The organism is Nostoc sp. UHCC 0251 (genome assembly GCF_034932245.1).
Classification (GTDB): domain Bacteria; phylum Cyanobacteriota; class Cyanobacteriia; order Cyanobacteriales; family Nostocaceae; genus Nostoc.
Map to the genome: position 1 here is coordinate 1 of NZ_JAYGHD010000230.1, position 3,263 is coordinate 3,263.

A 3,263-nucleotide genomic window follows, 5' to 3' on the forward strand; every position below is an offset into this window, starting at 1 on the left:
AATTCAAAGTCTCTCTCCTTTTAGGAGAGAGATTTAGAGAGAGGTTTTCCAGATGACCTGAATTGTCAGGTTGAGATACTCTTACATCTGCTCCAAATTACTGCAAACAATGCAACGCTGCATTTCGCTCATATTTCCATCACATTTATTGTTCATAATTTTGCTGATCAGCTAATCACCAAATAGCTAATAATTAATCTTGGTGTAAACAAAATGACAGCAACATCTGAAAAAATCATCCAGCCACATGAATGGCACAATTTACCTGCATCTAAGGTAGCTCAACATTTAGACGCAAATTTAGAAACAGGTTTAACTTCGGATGAAGTGGTAAAACGGCAAGAACGTTTTGGTGCTAATGAACTTAAGGGCAAACGTGGAACCAGCCCGGCATTAAGGTTTTTGTTGCAATTTAACCAACCGTTACTGTACATTTTGCTGATTGCGGGTGCAATCAAAGCCTTAATCGGACAATGGGTAAATGCTGGGGTAATTTGGGGTGTAACCTTAATTAATGCGATTATCGGTTTTATTCAAGAATCGAAAGCCGAAAGTGCGATCGCAGCCTTAGCTTCTTCAGTCCAAACTAATGCAACTATCCTTCGCAACGGTCAAAAGGTACAAGTTCCCTCAACGGAGTTAGTACCTGGGGATTTGGTACTACTCACTTCTGGCGATAAAGTACCAGCCGATTTACGTCTGATCAAATCCCGAAATCTGCAAGTGAATGAATCAGCGCTTACAGGTGAGTCAGTCGCTACCGAAAAAAATACACAACCATTGAATGCAGATGCAGCCCTAGCTGAACGCCTCAACATGGCTTATGCTGGTAGCTTTGTTACCTTTGGTACTGGTAGTGGGATTGTGGTGGCCATTGGAGAAGCCACAGAAACCGGGCGCATTTCCCAACTTATTGAGCAAGGAACGAGCCTGAAAACTCCCTTAACTCGAAAATTTGATAAATTTAGCCGTACCTTGCTGTACATCATTCTCGGCATCGCGGCGTTGACATTTGCAGTCGGGTTGGGATACGGCAATACCTGGGCAGAAATGTTTGAAGCGGCTGTTGCCTTTGCTGTGAGTGCGATTCCTGAAGGATTGCCTGCTGTAGTAACTGTGACACTAGCAATCGGGGTTTCGCGGATGGCGCGGCGAAATGCGATCGTTCGCAAATTACCAGCAGTGGAAACTCTTGGCGGTGCTACAGTTATCTGCTCTGATAAAACTGGGACGCTAACCGAAAACCAGATGACTGTACAAGCAATTTATGTCGGTGGTGAACAATATACAGCCACTGGCACAGGATATGCACCAGAAGGAGAAATTTTATTAGATGAACAGCCAATAGATTGGCAGAATCTCCCGGCTTTAGCAGAATGTCTCAAAGCAGGTTTGTTATGTAATGACTCCTATCTAGAACAAAAGGAAGGACAATGGCAGGTTTTTGGCGATCCGACAGAGGGAGCATTGATAGCCGTTGCTGATAAAGTTGGACTGCATCGCAATAACTTAGAAGCCCAAATGCCCAGACTAGATGTCATTCCATTTGAGTCTGAGTTTCAATATATGGCAACTTTGCATGAAAATGCGAGCAGAGAAAATTCTTCACGAGTTAAAACTATTTACGTTAAAGGTTCGGTAGAGGCAATTCTGAAACGTTGTCAGCAGATGTTAAATGCTGAAGGAAACCTTACCTCTCTAGATGCAGAAACCATACATCAAGAAGTTGATATTATGGCGAATCTTGGTTTACGGGTGCTAGCTTTTGCGAATAAATCTGTATCCCATGCTCAAGATTCACTCGATCATGCAGATATCGAAAAGGATTTGGTTTTCTTGGGATTGCAAGGGATGATCGATCCACCCAGAAGCGAGGCTATCAAGGCTGTAGAAGCCTGTCAAAATGCGGGGATTCAAGTCAAAATGATTACAGGCGATCATGCTGTAACTGCAAGAGCGATCGCTCAAAGTATGGGCTTTAATAAAAATGGCAAAGTTCTCGCTTTTACAGGCAGTGAACTGGCTCAAATGGAGCAATCAGAACTGGCTACAGCGATAGAAGATGGGGCAGTATTCGCCCGTGTTGCACCAGAACAGAAACTCCGCATCGTTGAAGCCCTCCAATCTAAAGGAGAGGTTGTTGCCATGACTGGGGATGGTGTCAATGATGCACCAGCCTTGAAACAAGCAGATATTGGTATTGCAATGGGAGGTGCTGGTACGGAGGTAGCCAAAGAAGCCTCAGATATGATTTTGACTGATGATAACTTCGCTTCAATAGAAGCCGCCGTTGAGGAAGGGCGGACTGTTTATCGAAATTTGCTCAAAGCGATCGCCTTTATCCTACCCGTTAATGGTGGCGAATCGATGACGATTTTGATTAGTGTATTATTTGCCAGAGAATTGCCCATTTTATCTTTACAAGTTTTGTGGCTAAATATGGTTAATTCCATTGCCATGACTGTACCCTTAGCCTTTGAGCCAAAATCTGAACGGGTAATGGAACAATCACCACGCAGCCCCCGCGAACCATTACTTTCTAAAAGTTTAGTCAAGCGGATTCTGACAGTTTCTCTCTTTAACTGGATTTTGATTTTTGGTGTATTTGAATGGATACGACAAACTACAGGAAATATCGATTTAGCCCGAACAATGGCAATTCAGGCTTTAGTCGCCGGAAGAATTTTTTATCTTTTAAGTATTAGTCAATTAGGAATTGCTCTAGTTAATACGATTCGGGGAGTCAGACAGACATTTAGTGATGCCTCAGCAATGGGAATTGGTATCGCTACTACCATAGTTTTGCAGATTATTTTTAGTCAGTGGAACTTAATGAATAGCTTATTTTCTACTGCTCCCCTGAATTTTAATCAATGGTTAATTTGCTTCCTTATAGGATTGCCAATGATTGGAGTATCAATTATAGTAAATCGTTTTGATCCTCTCAACTGATTTAAGTAAGTCGGCGTAATTAAGGCAAGAGACGCGATAAATCGCCGTTTTTACAATCTAGGGCTTACCGCAAATTTGCTGGCACATTCTCAGAGGATGTTTGAAAAGTAGTTAGCTGTGATTGTAGGCACTTGTTGATCCCCCCTAACCCCCCTTAAAAAAGCTACGGTGTATACACAAGTCGAAAAAAGATCAATTTCTCATTGTTATCTCGTTTTATCTCGTTCCCATGCTCTGCATGGGAATGCTCCTCATGGAGGCTCTGCCTAGGGTGTTGACTTTGTGAGTTTTTCAGTGATATTTTTCATACA

At 42.5% G+C, this 3,263-nt stretch carries 1 protein-coding gene; it reads left to right on the forward strand.

What is annotated here, in order from left to right; all coding sequences use genetic code 11:
- Positions 1 to 213: 213 nt before the first annotated feature.
- Positions 214 to 2,952: a cation-transporting P-type ATPase gene (locus VB740_RS17675; RefSeq protein WP_323201267.1), complete on the forward strand. Its 2,739-nt coding sequence runs from the start codon at positions 214 to 216 to the stop codon at positions 2,950 to 2,952.
- Positions 2,953 to 3,263: the final 311 nt, after the last annotated feature.